Below are 19,421 nucleotides of genomic sequence, written 5' to 3'. Positions count from 1 at the left end.
GGAGCGAGCTTGCTCGCGATGGTATTCCAGGCGCTGAGTGGTGTCTGCTGTACCTTTTTCGCGAGCAGGCTCGCTCCTACAGGGTTATGCGTTTTAACAGGAAGATCGTGGCATCTACGTAGAACTACGTAGACACCACGTACGTAGTAACGCGGATTTATTTGTGGACGGCATGCGCAGATATTGGGCCAGCTCCGCACCGCGGACACAATTATAAAAATTACCGCCGCAGTCACTGGCTGTCGGCAGGAGACACGCTATGCCCCGTCTGGCTAAACACCTCGCCTGGTTTGCCGTGGCTGTCCTGGGAGCGATTGCGCTGAGTGTCGTGGCCCTGCGCCGCGGCGAAGCGATCAACGCCCTGTGGATCGTAGTCGCAGCCGTCGCCATCTACCTCGTTGCCTACCGCTACTACAGCCTGTTCATCGCCAACAAAGTGATGCAGCTCGATCCCGCTCGGGCCACTCCCGCTGTGCTCAATAACGATGGTCTGGACTACGTGCCGACCAACAAGCACGTACTCTTCGGTCACCACTTCGCCGCTATCGCCGGTGCAGGTCCGCTGGTCGGCCCGGTGCTGGCAGCGCAGATGGGCTACTTGCCCGGCACGCTGTGGCTGATCGCCGGCGTGGTGCTGGCCGGTGCAGTTCAGGACTTCATGGTCCTGTTCATGTCCACCCGCCGCAACGGCCGCTCCCTGGGCGATATGGTCCGTGAAGAAATGGGTCGTATTCCCGGCACCATCGCGCTGTTCGGCTGCTTCCTGATCATGATCATCATCCTCGCCGTGCTGGCGCTGATCGTGGTGAAAGCCCTGGCCGAAAGCCCTTGGGGCATTTTCACCGTGATGGCGACCATCCCGATCGCGATGTTCATGGGCATCTACATGCGCTACATCCGCCCGGGTCGCATCGGTGAAATCTCCGTCATCGGCGTGCTGTTGCTGCTCGGTTCGATCTGGCTCGGCGGGCAGATTGCCGCGGATCCGGTGTGGGCCAAGGCGTTTACCTTTACCGGTATCCAGATCACCTGGATGCTGATCGGCTACGGTTTTGTCGCAGCGGTGTTGCCGGTGTGGCTGATTCTGGCGCCACGTGACTACCTGTCGACCTTCCTGAAAATCGGCACCATTGTCGCCCTGGCCATCGGCATTCTGATCACCATGCCCGAGCTGAAAATGCCGGCGCTGACCCAGTTCATCGATGGCACTGGCCCGGTATGGAAGGGCGGTCTGTTCCCGTTCCTGTTCATCACCATCGCCTGCGGCGCGGTCTCGGGCTTCCATGCGCTGATCGCTTCCGGGACCACGCCGAAGTTGCTGGCCAGTGAAGGGCATGCCCGTTACATCGGTTACGGCGGCATGCTGATGGAATCGTTCGTGGCGATCATGGCCATGGTCGCCGCCTCGGTGATCGATCCGGGCGTGTATTTCGCCATGAACAGCCCGGCCGCCGTGGTTGGCGCCGATGCGGTGGCCGTTGCGCAAACCGTCAGCAGCTGGGGCTTCGCCATTACCCCGGAAGCCCTGCAAGCGGTGGCCCACGACATCGGTGAAACCACCATCCTGGCCCGTGCCGGTGGTGCGCCGACCCTGGCGGTGGGCATCGCGCAGATCCTGCACCATGTGTTGCCGGGCGAGAACACCATGGCGTTCTGGTACCACTTCGCGATCCTGTTCGAAGCGCTGTTCATCCTGACCGCGGTCGACGCCGGTACCCGTGCCGGGCGCTTCATGCTCCAGGACTTGCTCGGTTCCTTCGTGCCGGCCCTGCGCCGCACCGAATCCTGGACCGCCAACCTGATCGCCACCGCCGGTTGTGTGGCCATGTGGGGTTATCTGCTGTACCAGGGCGTGATCGATCCATTGGGTGGCATCAATACCCTGTGGCCGCTGTTCGGTATCTCCAATCAGATGCTGGCCGGTATCGCGCTGATGCTCGGCACCGTGGTGCTGATCAAAATGAAACGCCAGCGGTATGTCTGGGTCACCTTGCTGCCGGCGGTATGGTTGCTGATCTGCACCACCACCGCTGGTTTCATCAAGCTGTTCGATGCCAACCCGGCGATCGGCTTCCTCGCCCTGGCCAGGAAGTACAGCGATGCGCTGGCTAACGGTCAGGTGCTGGCCCCGGCCAAGAGCATCGACCAGATGCAGCACGTGATCTTCAACGCCTACACCAACGCGACGCTGACCGCGCTGTTCCTGTTCGTGGTGTTCAGCATCCTGTTCTTTGCGCTCAAGGTCGGTATTGCCGCCTGGGGCAGCAAGGAGCGTACGGATAAGGAAGCGCCATTCCACGCGCTGCCGGATGCCTGATCATGTTCAATGACCTCAGTCGCCTGGGTAAATACCTCGGTCAGGCCGCGCGCCTGATGGTCGGTATGCCCGACTACGACAACTACGTCGAGCATATGCAAAACAAGCACCCGGACAAACCGGTGATGGACTACGAGGCGTTCTTCCGCGAGCGCCAGGAGGCCCGTTACGGCAGTAAAGCCGGACCGAAGTGCTGTTGAGTGTCATAAAAAACCGGCTGAAAGGCCGGTTTTTTATTGCGCGCAGTAACGGCCTGGACATTTCGGGCTCCGTTGCGATTCGAATCGTCGCCACCACTTTTGTTCCGGGTCATGGAAGCATTGCCAACCGCCTGACTGATTTGAGCTGTTTATCAGCTATCTCCCCCAGATGAAGCGACAGTTTCCCCGTCCGGTACTTTAATGGATGGTCTGGAGCGACTGATCACTGGGCCGTCATAGCCTTGAGGCTATGGATCCCATACCGAAAAGCTATTTCTTCAATCGGTGATCCGGATCCACGCTTAAGGATGGTTAGCTGAAAACAAAATCAAGAGGAGATGCCATGTCAACTGAATCGAAATGCCCGTTCAATCACGCCGCTGGCGGTGGCACGACGAACCGCGACTGGTGGCCGAACCAACTGAACCTGAAGATCTTGAGTCAACACTCACCCAAGTCTGACCCGTTGGGGGGCGACTTCAACTATGCCGAAGCCTTCAAGAGCCTGGATTTCCAGGCGCTGAAAAAAGACCTGACTGCGCTGATGACCGATTCCCAGGACTGGTGGCCGGCGGACTTCGGTCACTATGGACCCTTCTTTATCCGCATGTCCTGGCACGCCGCAGGCACTTATCGCACCGGTGACGGCCGGGGCGGCGCCGGCTCCGGCCAGCAACGCTTTGCACCGCTCAACAGCTGGCCAGACAACGTCAGCCTCGACAAGGCCCGTCGGCTGCTCTGGCCGATCAAGCAAAAGTACGGCAACAAAATCTCCTGGGCCGACCTGATCGTCCTTGCCGGCAACGTTGCACTGGAGTCCATGGGCTTCAAGACCTTTGGTTTTTCCGGTGGCCGCCCGGATGTCTGGGAACCGGACGAAGACGTCTACTGGGGCTCGGAAAGCAAGTGGCTGGGTGGCGACGTGCGTTATGGCAAAGATGCCGGGCAAGCTCCCGCCGAGCGCAATCTGGAAACCCCACTCGCAGCCGTGCAGATGGGCCTGATTTACGTAAACCCCGAAGGCCCTGAAGGTAACTCTGATCCGGTCGCCGCCGGGATAGACATCCGTGAAACCTTTGCGCGCATGGCCATGAACGACGAGGAAACCGTCGCGCTGATCGCGGGCGGCCACGCCTTCGGCAAAACTCACGGCGCCGGTCCTGTCGAGCATGTCGGACCTGAGCCCGAAGCCGCCGGTCTCGAACTGCAGGGCCTGGGCTGGAAGAGCACGTTCGGTACCGGTAAAGGTGCCGACGCCATCTCCAGCGGCCTGGAAGTGACCTGGACAACCACGCCAACCCAGTGGAGCAACAACTACCTGGAGAACCTGTTCGGATACGAATGGGAACTGACCAAGAGCCCGGCAGGGGCAAACCAGTGGAAGCCGAAAAACGGCGCTGGCGCCGGTACCATCCCGGATGCCTTTGATCCGTCCAGGCGGCGTGATCCAACCATGCTGACCACGGACCTGTCGCTACGCTTCGACCCGATCTATGAGCCGATTTCGCGGCGCTTCCTGGCCAATCCAGACCAGTTGGCCGACGCCTTCGCCCGTGCCTGGTACAAGCTGATTCACCGTGACATGGGGCCGCTCTCACGCTACCTCGGCCCGGAAATGCCGAACGAAGAGCTGCTGTGGCAAGACCCGATCCCTGCCGTCGATCATCCGCTGGTCAACGACAGCGATGTGGCTGATCTGAAAAGCAAGGTACTGGCTTCCGGCCTGTCGGTTTCGCAGCTGGTATCGACGGCGTGGGCGGCGGCTTCCTCCTTCCGTGGCTCCGACAAACGCGGTGGCGCCAACGGTGGGCGTCTGCGCCTGGAGCCGCAGAAGTCCTGGCAGGCCAATCAGCCGGAGCAACTGGCCAATGTGCTGGCCAAACTGGAAGGCATCCAGAAGGCGTTCAATAGTGCACAAACCGGCGGCAAGAAAATCTCCCTGGCCGACCTGATCGTGCTCGCCGGTAGTGCAGGTGTCGAACAGGCTGCGAAAAATGCCGGCCACAGTGTGACGGTGCCTTTTAGCCCGGGACGGATGGACGCCAGCCAGGAGCAGACTGATGTCGATTCCTTCGGTTACCTTGAACCGATTGCCGACGGTTTCCGTAATTACCTGAAGCAACAGTACCGTGTGCCGGCCGAAAAATTGCTGATCGACAAGGCGCAACTGCTGACGCTCAGCGCGCCGGAAATGACGGTGTTGCTGGGCGGCTTGCGCGTGTTGAACACAAATGTCGGCCAGAGCAAACACGGTGTGTTCACCACGCGTCCGGAAGCCTTGACCAACGACTTCTTCACCAACCTGCTGGATATGGGCGTGGAGTGGAAGCCGGTATCGGATGCCCAGCAAGAGTATGAAGGTCGCGATCGCAAAACCGGTGCAGTGAAGTGGACGGGGACGCGGGTTGACCTGGTCTTTGGTTCCAATGCGCAGTTGCGTGCCCTGGCCGAATTCTATGCCTGCGCCGATGCGCAGCAGAAATTCGTCAAGGACTTCGTCGCTGCGTGGACCAAAGTGATGAACCTGGATCGTTTCGACTTAAACCGCACCGTCTAGAGGAGATGTTGTCATAACGCTGGCATTACCGGCAAAAAGTGCCTCGGCTCGCCCTCCGGCTCCGACATCAGCGGAGGGCATCCAGCGACCATGAATCCTGGCGATCATGGTCCGGTCCATTGCTGTCGACCTTGTACAAAAAGGACACGCTGAAGGCTAATAGCGCTAATGCGATCTGTAGCAGCTGCCGAGCCCGCGAGGCTGCGTTCGGCTGCGAAGCAGTCGTAAAATCAGTCATTGCGGTACGTCAGGCAGGCCGCGTCAGCTGGACTCACGACTGCTTCGCAGCCGAACGCAGCCTCGCGGGCTCGGCAGCTGCTACAGAGGGTGTTGGACTGGCAGTTTCCAGACAGCTTCACTGATGACCCGCACAAGGTAGGTGACGAGCACCGGGCCATAAAGGTTGAGACGAGAGCTGACGCTGCGCTGCTCATTCGCAACCTTAGCCTCCACTGAACTTCACCGGCTGGCGTGATTCGAGTTTGTGGGCTATTGGTTGATGACCAGGCATGAGTCCGGAAGAGAGGGGCTACTAATGAAAACGCTGATAGTTGATCACTCTTGGACCAAAATCATCGAGCGAGATGAGATCGCCAAGGTCGCGCTGGCGGCAAAGATTGAGCAGATCGGAGAAATCGAAGCTGCCATTCGAGCGGTTGAAGGTGAAGAGGCGGCCCGCAATGCTCTAAATGATGGCTTGATAAAGCATGCATTAACGCGCTGCCTGGAGAATTTGCAGGGATCTGCATCCGTAACGGAGCAGGACTTCCGGGTTTGTTACGAGTTCGCGACAACCGCTGCGAAGAATGCAGAGCGAATCATTGACGAAGAGCTTGCGCACGTAGGGTCGTGATCACAGGCGCCGCCCTCCGTGACCGGAAGCGATAGGTGGAGACTCCAGAATTTGGTGTTCAGCTATGCTTTCAGCACTTCGTTCAAGAAATGGATTTCGCTATGAGTAGCGTAAGAAAGCCGACACAGCGAGAAATCTCCGATGCCCTGGAACTTAGCGAAAGCGAGGTCGCGTTGTACGTTGCAGAGGTAGAGGAAAAGGCTGATGGGGCGGGGCACTGGATCTTTTTCAGTGTATCAACGCCTAACGACATCCTGTTCTGGCTCAGGGTCGGTAACAACCTGACGCTTGAAACAGATGCGATAAGCATCCTCTGGGCAAAACAATCACCGAGTATCGCTCGTTAGGTCTCCGGGATCGCGCTGTAGTGGTCCACTGATCCCGGACACGACGCTAAGTTTTTTCTCGGCCTGAGCCGTCGCCATCCGACGCGCTCTGAAGCTGGCTGAGGTTACAGTCATCGAACCATCCTGGCCCGTAGCTCCACGAATGTGAGCCTGCTGCCGAACTCGCGGAATGATTATCCAGGTCGCGCCGGATGCCGTGATCTCGGTCGGAATATTTCCGACTTGAGGCGCGGTTGGCCGGACAGAAAACTCTGGCAGGTACAATGTTGACTATGGATAATGGCTGATTTTTCTGGATCAGAGTTTTCTCGATGAGCGCTCAAGAGATTAAAAAGTACAATTATATTGATGCGTTGAGAGGCATCGCTATAATGTTAGTCGTGTTTGTTCATGCGTCGCAGTATGTTCAGCCCCTTAATAATACTCTTTGGCTGACAATGATTGAGGGCGCTAGAGGGGTCCAGTTGTTTTATATCGCTAGTGCGATAACGCTCTGCATGTCTTGGGCTACAAGGAAATCTGGCGAGTTGAACCCTGTAAGAAATTTTTATTTACGCAGGGTGTTCAGGATCGCACCAATGTTTTATTTGGCGATTATTGGTTTTTTTATTCTGAACGGGACATCTCCTACAAACTTTGCTCCTAGCGGTCTTCATTGGTGGTTTTTTCCGATGACTGCGCTATTTTTGCATGGATTGCACCCGGAGACCATAAACTCAGTAGTACCCGGTGGATGGTCAGTAGCTGTTGAAATGACGTTCTATCTATTGTTTCCTGCGCTTATGCTTGTTCGTAAATTTCATTATTTTGTGCTGCTATTGATTCTTTGTCTTCTATTGCAAGAGTTGAATGTACTTGTGGCGACAAGTCTCTTTGTGTATGAGCCGGCTCAAAAATATATGGTTGATAATTTCGTATTTTTCAACTTTATTGGTCAGGCTCCGGTATTTGTTCTTGGGGTAATGGCTTACATTTATCTCAGTAAGAATAAGGCGCCGAATTTAATATCTCTAGTTGTTGGTGGTGCTATGTTTGTAGCGCTTTCTGTGGAGTTTTGGTGTCAATTTCAGACTGTTGTACCTCATCACGTTATTGCTGGTGGGGTATTTGCTATTTTTGCAATTTTTCTTGCCTACTACCCAGTTAAATTGTTTGTTAACCCGATTACCATGTTGCTTGGAAAGCTTAGCTTTAGTATGTATTTGATACACATAGCAGTTTTAAAAATTGTGAGCAATCATGGGATTAATTTGATGTTTGGCAAGGGGGATGCGGAAAGCATAATCTTCTTCCTGCTTGTGTTGCTTGTTACAACCGTTATCTCATGGTTCACATATCGCTTCATAGAGAAGCCAGGCATAGCTTTGGGGCGAAAACTGATCGATAGGCTTGAGGCTGGCAGCTTAAAGGTTTACCCAGCGCCATTGTCCTCTGAATCCGCAAAGTAAACGAAACCTCCTGTATCTGCAGCGATAGCTGCAAATCTGTCTAAAGCCGGCCTGTTGCCGGCTTTTTTTCGTCTGCCTTGAATTTGGCCATGGATCGGTTCCAGATCAACACCCGTCTTCGCATGGCTGCGTTCATCGATCAAGTCACTGCTGATGCTACCACTGCTCGCGCCGTCGCTGTGCTTGCCGACGTGTTCAAGCGCGCTGACCAGCGAGCGGGCGACCTGGCTGAATTTGCTGACCAAACCCGAGCCAGGGGACTGACCTGTGAACAGGCCTGCATTTCACTCGGCGAAAATTAAACTACCGAGCACGGATTGATTGCAGTGGCGGGGTTCCAAGCCTATTTTAGCGAGCTACCGGATGAGCGGCGCGGTGTAGAACAACTGGCTGTTGAACTATGGCCAGATTACCGCATAATTCACAATTTTAGAGTGGGCTCACACACAAGCAATGACGAGAGCCTAACGCAGATCACTTAGACAAAAGGCTAATAATAATTTATGTCTCGGATGACGCAGGAACAGTCAAGTCAACTTGACTCTATGCGCGCTCTTGCTGCGATTGTGGTTTTGTTTGGACATACTTTTCAAACACTACTTCTCCCGGCTGTTGGCTCTTGGTTTACATTGGTTGTGCTTGTGTCACAACTTGCCGTTATGGTGTTTTTTGTGCTTAGTGGTTTTTTGATAGGGAAGTCAGTGTGTAATAATATATCGAAAAATTCCGTGTTTAATATTGGGCAATATGCGAAGGATCGAGCTATCAGGATCTATCCGCCATTGATCGCATCATTGGTTTTGATGGTTGTTCTTTCTATCGTCGCACCTTATGTATTTCCATCTGGAACAAACGCGCTAATTACAATTGAAGGTGTGGATTTCGTACGCACAGAATATGTGTCAGTCTCATCGGATGTCTTAGGCGCGCTGGCGTTTCTAAATGGGTTCAAAACCGAGACCCCGTCAGCTAATGGTCCGCTTTGGAGCTTGTCTATTGAGGTTTGGTACTACGTGATAGCCGCATCTGTCTTCCTATGGCCTGGCAGGAAGATAATCTCGAGTGTAATGCTTGGCATGGCCGTTTTTGTAACGTACAAAAACTCATTGTTTTTTATGTTGGCACCAGTTTGGTTCTCTGGATTTGGGTTGGCATTGATTCATCAGCGTAGACCGCAGATGAATAACCGGATTTTTGGTGTGATGTTTGCGGTCTCTAGCCTCGCTTTTATTGCTGTCGTAGTTTTTGCTCTATTTGACGATCCATCTGGTAATGCTGTTGTACCGGCTCCTCTAAATTACTTTAGGGTAGTGTCTGGCTTGTGGTTCGCTTGCTTTCTTGCATTGCTAATGGGTGGGGGCGCATCTTTCCCTAAGTGGTTCCGTCGGCATGCGGCATATTCATACACTCTCTATGTAATTCACTTCCCGATTATGCTGTTTGTTTTAGGTTTGTCACAGAGGTATATATATAATTCTGTGCCGAGTGCGCTGTTTGTTAGTGCTGTGACTATTGTTATCTCTTTGGCAGCGTCGTGGTTGATAAGCCGTTGGGTTGAAAGTAAATCGTTCATATCCGGATTGGCGCTATATGCCAAAAAAGCGATAACCAAGAAGTTAACAGTGTAGGTTTTCCTGAACTACAGGCTTTACACTGGAGAGCCTGGAAGAAATCGACGGCTGCCTGTCTGCGCAGTCGTGGTGGTGCAGTGGGGTATGACACCGGAACGTCAATCTGGCGCCATCATCACCGCAAGCGTCATCTTGATAAATTCTTCGTTCTTATCGATCGCGTCCAAGGCGCCGCGCACGTTACTCGCGGTCAGCATTCGGTGTCCGCGTCTTCTGCTGTTTTTTCGGCGCTGGCAGGCCAGGCGTCGATCACCGATTGCAGGAACTGCTCCGACAATCGAGGGTTGTCCAATGCCCTGGCGATCAGTATTGCCCCGGTGATCGATGCAAGGATACGCAAGGCTTGCTGGTGTTTTTCATCATCGGTTTCGCCGTCGACCAATGGCATCAGCGTTTCGATCAGATTCTGCACTCCTTTGGTGAACGAGTGGCTGACGGCACCGCCATTGCGCGCGACATCGGCGCCGAGGGCGGGGATCGGACAGCCTTCGGTCCAGTTGCTCAAGTGGCTTTGGGTCAAGTAACCCTTGAGCAGTTCAGGGATGGATGTAGCCGCTCGCCAGTCTTCGATGTTGGTTTCGAACGTGCGGCTGATCGCCTCTGACGCCAACTGCTCCTTGCCGCCGGGGAACTGTCCGTAAAAGCCGCCATGGGTCAGGCCCACCGAGCGGGAAAGTTCGCCGATACCGATGCCATCAATGCCTTTTTCCCGGTACATCCTCGAGGCTGCGCCGAGGATTGCTTCCTTGTTGGCTGCTGCCTGGTCTTTCGTCACTTTCATGCGTGGGTCCTGTCATCCGATGAGCGCCCTGGCAAATTTTTGCTGAGGGGCTGGTATTGATGATGATCATAATATAAATTCGCGGCAATGGTTTTGTCGGTCCCGGGCCGTGGCTCAAGTCTAAACACCTCACAGGGTGCCGCCCCCATGAAACGTAATGATCTGCGCAGTATCGACCTTAATCTGCTGGTGGTTTTCGAGGCGCTCATTCAGGAACGCAATGTCTCCCGCGCCGCAGAAAAGCTTGCTCTGGGCCAACCGGCGGTCAGCGGCGCACTGGGTCGCCTGCGCGCATTGTTCAACGACCCTTTGTTTAAACGCATTGGCCACAAAATGGAACCGACCGCCCGTGCCTTGCAGGTGGCGCAAACGCTTGGGCCCGCACTGGACTCCATTTGTTCCGTCGTCAGCCTGGCGGCTTGCAGTAAAAAACCCGGTTAATTCATGGGCTTGATCTGAGTTTTCATTTTTTTTGCGCTTATACATGATGGTCATCATTAATGATGATAACCAAGTTCACTCCGTTCAATTCGTCGCTGCCCCCTGTGCGGCCGAGAATTCTCCAACCCCTAAACCGTCTGGCGGACACTACCCATGGAACAGTCACTCAAACCTTTGCGTTATCCCCTTGCTGCATTGGCGTTGGCGACCGTCACTGCTTGCGGCCACGCACCCGATGCCGCCCAGGCGCCGGGTGCGCCGCATGTCACGGTGGCCAAAGTGCTCGAGCAACCCATTACCGAATGGGATGAAGTCACCGCCCGTCTGGAAGCGCCGGAAACCGTCGTGGTTCGTCCGCGGGTATCGGGGCAGATCGATCGCGTCGCCTTCACCGATGGCGAGTCGGTGAAGAAAGGGGATTTGCTGTTCCAGATTGATCCACGTCCGTTCGAACACGAAGTGCATCGCCTCGAAGCGCAGTTGCAACAAGCTCGCGCCACGCTGCTTCGAACTGGCAATGAAGCACAACGTGGCCAGCGCTTGCTGAGCAGCAATGCGATCTCGGCGGAGTTGGCCGACACGCGCAACACCACCGCCCAGGAAGCCCGTGCCGCTGTCGATGCCGTGCAGGCGCAACTCGATCTGGCACGCCTGAACCTGAGCTTCACCCGCGTTACCGCGCCGATTACCGGCCGGGTCAGCCGTGCTGAAATCACCGCCGGCAACATCGTCACCGCCGACACCTCGGCGCTGACCAGCGTGGTCTCCACCGACAAGGTCTACGCCTATTTCGACGCCGATGAGCGCCTGTTCCTCAAGTACGGCCAGCTCTCCCGTCAAGGCCAGCGCAGTCAAACCACACCGGTGTACATGGGCTTGTCGAACGAGGAGGGCAATAGCCACCTGGGGCAGATGAACTTTGTCGATAACCAGGTCAATCCAAAGACGGGCACCATTCGCGGCCGCGCGGTGTTCGACAACGCGGACGGCCAATACACCCCCGGGTTGTATGCCCGATTGAAACTGGTAGGCAGCGCAGCCTATGCCGGCCTGCTGATCAAAGACGAAGCGGTGGGCACCGACCTGGGCAAGAAGTTCGTGCTGGTGATCGACCAGGACAACAAGGCCGTGTACCGCAGCGTCGATCTGGGGCCGAAACTCGAAGGCTTGCGCATCGTGCGCAGCGGTTTGCAGAAAGACGACCGCATCGTCATCAACGGTCTGCAACGGGTTCGTCCCGGCGCGGTGGTCGCGCCTCAGGATGCACCGATGGCCGACGCGCAAACCGTCGCGAGCCTGGCCCGTCAACGTCAGGCCATCGAGGCGGGTAATCAGCCCGTCGCTCCGTCACCGGCGCTGGTGAAAACCGACGCTGCCGTTTCGCCTCGCGGATAAAGGAACACTGTCATGAAGTTCTCCCGGTTCTTTATCACGCGGCCGATCTTCGCCGCAGTGTTGTCGCTGCTGATCCTGATCGCCGGTGCCATCGCGCTGTTCCAGCTGCCGATCAGCGAATACCCCGAGGTGGTGCCACCGACCGTCGTCATCCATGCCAACTACCCGGGCGCCAACCCCAAGGTGATTGGCGAAACCGTTGCCGCGCCACTCGAGCAAGCCATCACTGGCGTCGAGAACATGCTGTACATGTATTCGCAGTCCACGGCCGATGGCCGGCTCACCCTCACGGTGACCTTCGCCCTGGGTACCGATCTGGACAACGCCCAGGTGCAGGTACAGAACCGTGTCACGCGCACCGAGCCAAAGCTTCCCGAGGAAGTGACGCGCATCGGCATCACCGTGGACAAGGCATCGCCCGAACTGACAATGGTGGTGCACCTGACCTCGCCGGACAAGCGCTACGACATGCTGTACCTGTCCAACTACGCGATCCTCAACGTCAAGGATGAGCTGTCGCGCCTGAACGGTATCGGTGACGTGAAGATGTTCGGTATCGGCGACTATTCGCTGCGTATCTGGCTCGACCCGAACAAGACCGCTTCACGCAACCTGACCGCGACCGACGTGGTCAACGCGGTCCGTGAACAGAACCGTCAGGTCGCTGCCGGCCAACTGGGTGCACCGCCTGCGCCCAACGCCACGAGCTTCCAGATGTCGATCAACTCCCAGGGGCGGTTGGTTACCGAGGAGGAGTTCGAGAACGTGATTATCCGCAGTGGTCCGGATGGCGAAATCACTCGCCTCAAGGATATTGCGCGGATTGAACTGGGCTCCAACCAGTACGCCCTGCGTGCCTTGCTCAATAACCAGGAAGCGGTGGCAATGCCGATCTTCCAGCGCCCGGGCTCCAATGCGATCGACGTCTCCGACCAGGTGCGGGCGAAGATGGCCGAGCTGAAGAAGAACTTCCCGGAAGGCATGGACTACGAGATCGTCTACGACCCGACCATCTTCGTGCGCAGTTCGATTGAAGCGGTGGTTCACACCCTGTTCGAAGCGCTGATCCTGGTGGTGCTGGTGGTGATCCTGTTCCTGCAAACCTGGCGTGCCTCGATCATTCCGCTGGTGGCGGTGCCGGTCTCGCTGATCGGCACGTTTGCCGTGATGCACCTGTTCGGTTTCTCGCTCAATGCCCTGTCGCTGTTTGGCCTGGTGCTGGCGATCGGGATCGTGGTCGATGATGCGATCGTGGTGGTGGAGAACGTCGAGCGCAACATCGAGTTGGGCCTCGAGCCGATCGAGGCAACCAAGAAAGCCATGGGCGAGGTGACCGGCCCGATCATCGCCACGGCGTTGGTGTTGTGCGCGGTGTTTGTGCCGGCAGCGTTCATCTCGGGCTTGACCGGGCAGTTCTACAAGCAATTCGCCCTGACCATTGCCATCTCGACCGTGATCTCGGCGTTCAACTCCTTGACCCTGTCGCCGGCATTGGCCGCGGTATTGCTCAAGGCCCACGGTGCGCCGAAAGACCGTTTCTCCAAAGTGCTGGATCGTCTGTTCGGTGGCTGGCTGTTCAAACCCTTCAACCGCGTCTTCGAAAAGGCCAGCCACGGCTATGTGGTTGCCGTCGCCAAGGTCATACGTGGCAGCAGTGTGGCCTTGCTGGTGTATGCCGGGCTGATCGCCATGACGTACATGGGCTTCAGCACCACGCCGACCGGTTTCGTGCCGACCCAGGATAAAAAATACCTGGTGACCTTCGCGCAATTACCCGACGCCGCAAGCCTTGATCGTTCGGAGTCGGTGATCCGTCGCATGAGCACCATTGCCATGAACGAGCCAGGGTTCGACAGCGCGGTGGCGTTCCCCGGCCTGTCGATCAATGGCTTCACCAACAGCCCGAACGCCGGCATTGCCTTCATCGGCTTGCGGCCCTTCGATGAACGCAAGGACCCGAGCCTGTCGGCAAAGGCGATTTCCGCTTCACTGAACGCCAAATTCGGCAGCATTCAGGACGCCTACATTGCCGTGTTCCCGCCACCGCCTGTTCAAGGCCTGGGCACCATCGGTGGCTTCAAACTGCAGATCGAAGACCGCGGCAACCTGGGTTATGAAGCCCTGTACAAAGAAACCATGAACGTCATCGCCAAGAGCCGCAGCGTGCCGGAACTGGCCAATCTGTTTACCAGCTTCACGGTGAACGTGCCGCAGGTCGATGCCGCCATCGACCGGGAGAAAGCCAAGACTCACGGCGTGGCCGTCAGCGATATCTTCGATACGTTGCAGGTGTACCTGGGTTCGCTGTATGCCAACGACTTCAACCGTTTCGGCCGCACCTGGCAGGTCAACGTTCAGGCTGACCAGCAATTCCGTCTGGAGCCGGAGCAGATCGGTCAGTTGAAGGTGCGCAACGACCATGGAGAAATGATTCCGCTCGCCACGTTCATCAAGGTCAGCCCGACGTCGGGGCCTGATCGGGTCATGCACTACAACGGCTTCATCAGTGCGGAAATCAACGGTGCGGCGGCTCCCGGCTTCAGCTCCGGCCAGGCCCAGAAAGCCATCGAGAAACTGCTCAAGGAAGAACTGCCCAACGGCATGACCTACGAGTGGACCGACCTGACCTACCAGCAGATTTTGTCCGGCGACACCGCCTTGCTGGTGTTCCCGCTCTGCGTCCTGCTGGCGTTCCTGGTGTTGGCTGCCCTGTATGAAAGCTGGAGCCTGCCGCTGGCGGTGATCCTGATCGTACCGATGACGCTGCTGTCGGCGATTGCCGGGGTGATCATTTCCAAGGGCGACAACAACATCTTTACCCAGATCGGCTTGATCGTGCTGGTGGGCCTGGCGTGCAAGAACGCGATCCTGATCGTCGAGTTCGCCAAGGACCGGCAGGACCAGGGCCTGTCGCCGCTGGAAGCCGTGCTGGACGCTTGCCGCATGCGTCTGCGGCCGATCCTGATGACCTCGATCGCGTTCATCATGGGCGTGATTCCGTTGGTGACTTCCACCGGCGCCGGTTCGGAAATGCGTCGCGCCATGGGGGTCGCCGTGTTCTCCGGAATGCTCGGGGTGACTTTCTTCGGCTTGCTGCTGACGCCGGTGTTCTTTGTCCTCATTCGTCGCTACATCGAACGTAAAGCTGCACGCAAGGCGGCCCATGTTCACTCGCTCAACGTTATCGATTCGCAGGTGCACTGATGAACGCCTTCAAGCTCTTTCTTCCCGGCCTCCTGGTCACGGCATTGGCCGCCTGCACTGTTGGGCCCGATTACAAAACCCCGGACACAGCGCCTGCCCATGTCGTCTCGGCGCAAGGGGCCAACTACGATCAATCGCGTTTTGAAACGGTGTGGTGGCAGCAATTCGATGACCCCACGCTGAATCAACTGGTCGGCAAAGCGCTCAATGGCAACCGCGATTTGCGTGTGGCCTTCGCTCGCTGGAAAGCCGCCCGGGCCATTCGCGATGACATCAGCAACGACAATCTGCCGGTGGTCACCAGCCGGGTCAGCAGCCAGCAAGGCAAGTCGCAGGTGCCGGGTCTGACCGAGCGTCGGGTCAACACCGATCGCTACGACCTGGGCCTGGACATGGCCTGGGAGATCGATCTGTTCGGGCGCATCCAGCGCGAACTGGAATCCAGCGATGCCCGGGAAGACGCCACGGCGGCGGACCTGTACCAACTGCGCGTGACCATGATCGCCGAGTTGGTGGATGCCTATGGTCAGCTGCGCGGTGCGCAACTGCGGGAAAAAATCGCCCTGGCCAACCTCAAGAACCAAAGCGAATCGCGCGCCGTGACCGTGAGTCTGCGTGACGCTGGCGTGGGTAACGAACTTGACGTAGTGCGTGCCGATGCCCGGTTGGCGGCGGTCGAGGCGAGCGTGCCGCAACTGCAGGCGGAGCAGGTGCACCACAAAAACCGCATCGCCACGCTGCTGGGCGAACGCCCGGACACGCTGAGCATCGACCTGAGTCCAAAGGATTTGCCGGCCATCGCCAAGGCGTTGCCGGTTGGCGATCCCGGCGAGCTGTTGCGTCGTCGTCCGGATGTGCTCGCGGCAGAGCGCCGGTTGGCGGCTTCAACGGCCGATGTCGGCGTGGCCACCGCCGACCTGTTTCCACGGGTAAGTTTGAGTGGGTTCCTGGGGTTCATCGCGGGGCGTGGTTCGCAAATCGGTTCCAGTGCCGCCCGCGCCTGGAGCCTGGGTCCGAGCATCACTTGGGCCGCGTTTGACCTGGGCAGTGTGCGGGCGCGCATTCGTGGCGCAAACGCCGACGCCGAGGGAGCATTGGCGACCTATGAGCAACAGGTGTTGCTCGCACTGGAAGAGTCGGAAAACGCCTTCAGCGACTATGGCAAGCGCCAGCAACGCTTGCTGTCGCTGATCAAGCAAAGCGAGTCGAGTCGTGCCGCGGCCGATCTGGCGGCGACGCAATACAAGGAAGGGGTGGTGGACTATCTGGTGTTGCTGGACGCACAACGTGAGCGATTGAATGCCGAGGATGCCCAGGCACTGGGTGAAACCGACCAGTACCGCGCCATTGTGGCGATCTACAAATCCTTGGGTGGCGGATGGGACAGCGGTGAAACCCGGCTCGCGAAAAACAACTGACTGATCCGTTGTTGTTGTAGGAGCGAGCCTGCTCGCGATGGACTCAAGAGCGCCGCGCTAATCCAGCAAGCACGCGTTTTCGTTAACGACCATCGCGAGCAGGCTCGCTCCTACAAGTTAACGCAATGGTATCTTTCGTTTTATGACCGTCCAAAATCGGACGGTGCGGCGGTCCGACAATCTCCCTCGCCACAGACATTCAATGAACGGAATTACATTGTAGGAGCGAGCTTGCTCGCGATGGACTCAAGGGCGCCGCGCTTAGTCAGCAAACACGCGTTTTCGTTAACGACCATCGCGAGCGAGCTCGCTCCTACAGGTTAACGCAATGGTATCTTTCGTTTTATGACCGTCCAAAATGGGACGGTGCGGCGGTCCGACAATCTCCCTCGCCACAGACATTCAATGAACGGAATTACATTGTAGGAGCGAGCTTGCTCGCGATGGATTCAAGAGCGCCGCGCTTATCCAGCAAGCACGCGTTTTCGTTAACGACCATCGCGAGCGAGCTCGCTCCTACAAGTTAACGCAACGGCATTTTCGTTTATCGACCGTCCACAAGGCGCGGCAGCCCCAAGGGATTGCCCTCGCGCAGTGGCTCCGGCAGCAGGGCATCGGGAAAGCCCTGGTAAGCCACCGGGCGCAGGAAGCGCTCGATGGACGTCATGCCCACCGACGTAAATCGACTGTCCGAGGTGGCTGGAAATGGCCCGCCGTGCACGGTGGCGAAACACACTTCCTGCGGATGGGCAAAGGCATTGACCACAATGCGCCCGGTGCGTCGCTCCAGGGTTGGCAGCAAGCGACGGGCCAGTGGCAAATCGTCCTGTTCAAGATGCAGGGTCGCGCTGAGTTGCCCCTTGAATGAGCGCGCTACCCGCAACAGTTCCTCTTCATCCCTGACCTTCACCAGCAGCGCGGACGGACCGAACACCTCCTGTGACAGCAACGGTTCGGCGAGAAAGCGTTGGCCATCGACTTCGAACAGCGCCGAGCGGCCATCGACTTCTGCGGTCGATGTCGAGCCAACGGCGACGAGGCGGGCACCGGTGTTTTCGATTGCGCAAAGACCGCTCAGGTACGCCCCATGGATGCCCGGTGTCAGCATCGTGCGTGCGGGGGCCTCGGATACGCGTTTGATCATGGCGTGGCGCAACGCTTCAAAACCAGTGCCTTCGATGGCCACCAGAATGGCCGGTTTGAGACAGGCTTGCCCGACATTGACCAGCATGCGCTCAACAAAGCCATCGCCGATTTGCGCGCCGCGTTCGGCGAGTGCCTGGGGCAGGATGAAGGTCGGGTTGACGCTGGTCATTTCGGCGAAGACCGGAATCGGGTCGGGGCGCTGCTGCGCACGTCGATACAGTGCCATGCCACCTTGTTCGGAACCGGTGAAGGTCACGGCCTTGATCAGTGGATGATCGACCAGCGCTTCGCCGATGGCATTGCCGGAACCGCGCACCATGGAGAACACGCCTTCGGGCAGCCCGCACGCTTGCACCGCCTCACGAATGGCGCGGGCCTGGATTTCCGAGGCGCCGGGATGCGCATTGTGCGCCTTGAGAATGACGGTGGCGCCTGCCGCCAGTGCCGAAGCGGTATCACCGCCGGCGACTGAGTAGGCGATGGGGAAGTTGCTCGCGCCGAAAATCGCCACCGGGCCGATGGCGATTTTTTGCAGGCGATGGTCCATGCGTGGGCGTGGCTGGCGCTCGGGTTGTTCCGGGTCGATGGCCAGTTGCAGGAAGCGTCCCTTGCGCACGACATCGGCGAACTGGCGGAACTGGGTGGCGGCCTTCAGGGTCTCGCCTTCCAGTTGCGCTTGCGGCAGACCGGTTTCCAGGGCGGCCCGTGCCGCCAATGCATTGCGCACACTATCGAGGTTGTCGGCAATGCATTCGAGAAACGCCGCCCGGACGGCGAGCGAGGTATGGCTGTAAACATCGAACGCCTCGTCGGCGAGGTTCACGGCGCGGTCAACGTCAGCCACACTCCCCAGCGCAAACGCCGGTTCAATCGGCTGGTTTGTCGCGGGATTGAGCGCCTTCATGGTTCCGTCGCTGGCGCCGACATCACTGGCGCCGATCAGCAGGTTGCCTGTCAACTGCATCACACACCTGCCTGTGCCAGTGCGGCAACCAGTTCATCGGTGGTCACGATGGCGTGAGCGAAGGTCGGGCCGTTCAGCTCATGGGCCGAATGCATCATCTCCGGCTTGAAGGCCGCGGTCGCATCGCGTACCAGGGTGACGTGATAGCCGAGTTCCTGAGCGTAACGGGCGGTTGCCTCGATGCAGGTATTGGCCAGCAGGCCGACGATGATCACGTGGGTGATACCCTTTTGCTTGAGGCGAAAATCGAGGTCGGTATTGGCAAAGCCGCTGGAGCCCCAATGCTCCTGTACGACGATGTCGCCGTCCTGCGGCGCGAAGTCGGGGTGCCATTCGCCGCCCCATTCGCCGCGTGCGAAGTGGTGCATGTGCATGATCTTGCACTGGGTGGGGCTTGGGTGATCCCAGTTTTCGTAGTCGCCTTTTTCCCAGCGGTGGTGCGGTACGATGACCACTGGAATGTTGAGCCCTCGAACGGTGCGATCAAGCGTGCGCAGGTTGTCGAGCAGGCCGACGCCCTTGGCAATGGGCTCGATCAAGGGGTAGATCTTTCCGCCTTCCGACAGAAAATCGTTGTAGGGGTCGACCAGCAGGTAGGCCGTCCGATCAAGAGGGTAGGTGGCGTTGGACATGGCGGTGCTCCGCAAGATAATCCGTGGATGATGAAGTGTAGTTGCCAGCAATTCACGTAGATATGATAATCATAGTAACTAGGCAAG

15 protein-coding genes are annotated in these 19,421 nt (G+C 57.6%); 12 read left to right on the top strand and 3 right to left on the bottom strand.

Annotated elements, in window-relative coordinates; genetic code table 11:
- Positions 1 to 259 precede the first annotated feature (259 nt).
- The 8 genes from ACEN8Z_RS20620 (at position 260) to ACEN8Z_RS20585 (ending at position 9,350) form a co-directional block, all read left to right on the top strand.
- Positions 260 to 2,317: a carbon starvation CstA family protein gene (locus tag ACEN8Z_RS20620; RefSeq protein ID WP_495595483.1), complete on the top strand. Its 2,058-nt coding sequence runs from the start codon at positions 260 to 262 to the stop codon at positions 2,315 to 2,317.
- 2 nt (positions 2,318 to 2,319) lie between these two features.
- Positions 2,320 to 2,517: a YbdD/YjiX family protein gene (locus tag ACEN8Z_RS20615; RefSeq protein WP_046042517.1), complete on the top strand. Its 198-nt coding sequence runs from the start codon at positions 2,320 to 2,322 to the stop codon at positions 2,515 to 2,517.
- 343 nt (positions 2,518 to 2,860) lie between these two features.
- The gene (gene katG / locus ACEN8Z_RS20610) at positions 2,861 to 5,074 is read left to right on the top strand and encodes a catalase/peroxidase HPI (RefSeq protein WP_495595482.1); all 2,214 of its coding nucleotides are present in this window, start codon (positions 2,861 to 2,863) and stop codon (positions 5,072 to 5,074) included.
- Between the two features lie 535 nt (positions 5,075 to 5,609).
- A complete protein-coding gene (locus ACEN8Z_RS20605) occupies positions 5,610 to 5,927 on the top strand; it encodes a hypothetical protein (RefSeq protein WP_495595481.1) in 318 nt (105 codons plus the stop codon).
- Positions 5,928 to 5,962: 35 nt separating this feature from the next.
- Positions 5,963 to 6,274 carry a hypothetical protein gene (locus tag ACEN8Z_RS20600; RefSeq protein WP_495595480.1) on the top strand — a complete coding sequence of 104 codons (312 nt, stop codon included), beginning with the start codon at positions 5,963 to 5,965 and terminating at the stop codon, positions 6,272 to 6,274.
- 311 nt (positions 6,275 to 6,585) lie between these two features.
- Positions 6,586 to 7,722 (top strand): acyltransferase family protein, encoded by a 1,137-nt coding sequence (locus tag ACEN8Z_RS20595; protein ID WP_495595479.1) that lies wholly within the window; start codon positions 6,586 to 6,588, stop codon positions 7,720 to 7,722.
- Positions 7,723 to 7,811: 89 nt separating this feature from the next.
- Positions 7,812 to 8,024, top strand: coding sequence for a DUF2514 family protein (locus ACEN8Z_RS20590; protein WP_495595478.1), 213 nt, complete (start codon positions 7,812 to 7,814; stop codon positions 8,022 to 8,024).
- A 201-nt stretch (positions 8,025 to 8,225) separates the two neighbouring features.
- Positions 8,226 to 9,350 (top strand): acyltransferase family protein, encoded by a 1,125-nt coding sequence (locus tag ACEN8Z_RS20585; RefSeq protein ID WP_495595477.1) that lies wholly within the window; start codon positions 8,226 to 8,228, stop codon positions 9,348 to 9,350.
- Positions 9,351 to 9,543: 193 nt separating this feature from the next.
- Here the strand turns inward: ACEN8Z_RS20585 and ACEN8Z_RS20580 are convergent, their stop codons facing one another.
- Positions 9,544 to 10,134, bottom strand: coding sequence for a TetR/AcrR family transcriptional regulator (locus tag ACEN8Z_RS20580; RefSeq protein ID WP_495595476.1), 591 nt, complete (start codon positions 10,132 to 10,134; stop codon positions 9,544 to 9,546).
- 147 nt (positions 10,135 to 10,281) lie between these two features.
- Here ACEN8Z_RS20580 and ACEN8Z_RS20575 point away from each other — a divergent pair, with 147 nt between their 5' ends.
- The 4 genes from ACEN8Z_RS20575 (at position 10,282) to ACEN8Z_RS20560 (ending at position 16,592) form a co-directional block, all read left to right on the top strand.
- Positions 10,282 to 10,575 (top strand): LysR family transcriptional regulator, encoded by a 294-nt coding sequence (locus ACEN8Z_RS20575; RefSeq protein WP_007999275.1) that lies wholly within the window; start codon positions 10,282 to 10,284, stop codon positions 10,573 to 10,575.
- A 153-nt stretch (positions 10,576 to 10,728) separates the two neighbouring features.
- Entirely contained in the window at positions 10,729 to 11,970 is a 1,242-nt protein-coding gene (gene mexE / locus ACEN8Z_RS20570) for a multidrug efflux RND transporter periplasmic adaptor subunit MexE (RefSeq protein ID WP_495595475.1), read from the top strand.
- A 12-nt stretch (positions 11,971 to 11,982) separates the two neighbouring features.
- Positions 11,983 to 15,174: an efflux RND transporter permease subunit gene (locus tag ACEN8Z_RS20565; RefSeq protein WP_495595474.1), complete on the top strand. Its 3,192-nt coding sequence runs from the start codon at positions 11,983 to 11,985 to the stop codon at positions 15,172 to 15,174.
- The gene (locus ACEN8Z_RS20560) at positions 15,174 to 16,592 is read left to right on the top strand and encodes an efflux transporter outer membrane subunit (RefSeq protein ID WP_495595473.1); all 1,419 of its coding nucleotides are present in this window, start codon (positions 15,174 to 15,176) and stop codon (positions 16,590 to 16,592) included. Before ACEN8Z_RS20565 ends, ACEN8Z_RS20560 begins: the two co-directional genes overlap by 1 nt.
- Positions 16,593 to 17,136: 544 nt before the next feature.
- On the opposite strand, the gene ACEN8Z_RS20555 is transcribed toward ACEN8Z_RS20560, so the two are convergent.
- Both ACEN8Z_RS20555 and ACEN8Z_RS20550 read right to left on the bottom strand, forming a co-directional pair.
- A complete protein-coding gene (locus ACEN8Z_RS20555; protein ID WP_495595472.1) occupies positions 17,137 to 18,702 on the bottom strand; it encodes an aldehyde dehydrogenase (NADP(+)) in 1,566 nt (521 codons plus the stop codon).
- Positions 18,702 to 19,334, bottom strand: coding sequence for a cysteine hydrolase family protein (locus ACEN8Z_RS20550; protein ID WP_007995374.1), 633 nt, complete (start codon positions 19,332 to 19,334; stop codon positions 18,702 to 18,704). Before ACEN8Z_RS20550 ends, ACEN8Z_RS20555 begins: the two co-directional genes overlap by 1 nt.
- Between the last annotated feature and the right edge of the window lie 87 nt (positions 19,335 to 19,421).

This window comes from Pseudomonas sp. Pseusp10 (assembly GCF_059492225.1).
This window is presented reverse-complemented; position numbering and strand designations above follow the sequence as displayed.